The sequence below is a fragment of the Shigella sp. FJ200513 genome (genome assembly GCF_040495915.1).
In the GTDB taxonomy this organism is placed as follows: Bacteria; Pseudomonadota; Gammaproteobacteria; order Enterobacterales; family Enterobacteriaceae; genus ECMA0423.
In genome coordinates this window covers 1-1,132 of the sequence record NZ_JBDYCV010000243.1, presented here as the reverse complement: position 1 = coordinate 1,132, position 1,132 = coordinate 1, and the positions used below count along the sequence as shown (strand labels likewise).

Here is a 1,132-nt window from a genome sequence, read left to right as displayed (position 1 = left end):
TTCAGGGAAAAATATCATCAGATGGCTGCTTAAAAAAAGAACAAATGGTAGTGTCCGCTATTGCCAGTACACCTCATATTGGCTACGTAATTAAAACAGAAAATAAAGAAACCCCATTCACTGTAGTTGATATCGACGGTCTATCAGGAAACTTTAAAACTCTTGTTGAAGGTGCCACAAAAATGTGCCTAGTTTACATCGGAAATAATCTGCCCGCAGAAAAAAAGCCGAATTTCTGGCAAATCTGATTGCAATGAAATTAAAAGGTGAAATCTGAAAAAAAGAAAGCCTGCACAGTGTGCAGGCCTGAGTGAAGAACCTGGGACATTTATTCATCACTCGCAGTAATTTTAATCTGAGTTGAGGTTAAAAAACAATGAGCACAAAACCACTCTTCCTGTTACGGAAAGCGAAAAAATCATCCGGTGAACCTGACGTCGTCCTGTGGGCAAGCGACGATTTTGAATCGACCAGCACCACTCTGGACTATCTGCTCGTTAAGTCAGGTAAAAAACTGAGCAACTATTTTAAAGCTGTTGCCACAAATTTTCCTGTCGTTAATGACCTTCCCCCTGAAGGTGAGATCGATTTTACCTGGAGTGAACGCTATCAACTCAGCAAAGACTCCATGACATGGGAACTAAAACCGGGAGCAGCGCCAGACGACGTTCACCACCAGGATAATGCTCAAGAAACCAAAGAACTGGCGGGAGGCCAGGAAGAAAACGCGCAGGCAGACGCCCACGAGGATTGCCAGGATTGCGAAGTCTCTGTAGCCACTTTGCGGTTCACACAGCGTCTTCTGCACATTTTTACGTATGCTGCCGGGGATCTGAAATACCTGCATCATGCCACCCGTGAACAACGCAAACACATTACTGCTCTTGAGATGGATCAGGAAAACAGCTATGTCCAGAATCTGCTGTTGGCCATACGCGGCATGGCAGAACCGACAACTCTGGATAATGCCGCCCTGCTCCGCCTGACTGATGCAATTAAGGCTGAGGTGTACTGGCAATAGCGGACACTACCATTTGTTCTTTTTTTAAGCAGCTATCTGATGATATTTTTCCCTGAAGGCTGCCGGGGAGATATTCCCCAGACGAGAGTGACGACGCTGACGATTGTAGAA

Annotated in this window: 2 pseudogenes; both read left to right on the top strand. The window is 45.4% G+C overall.

From position 1 onward, the window contains the following. Positions 1-77: 77 nt before the first annotated feature. Positions 78-277, top strand: a pseudogene (locus tag ABZJ92_RS21920) (hypothetical protein); the annotation flags it as partial. A 99-nt stretch (positions 278-376) separates the two neighbouring features. Continuing rightward, a pseudogene (locus ABZJ92_RS21915) lies at positions 377-1,003 on the top strand (RecE family exodeoxyribonuclease); the annotation flags it as partial. Between the last annotated feature and the right edge of the window lie 129 nt (positions 1,004-1,132).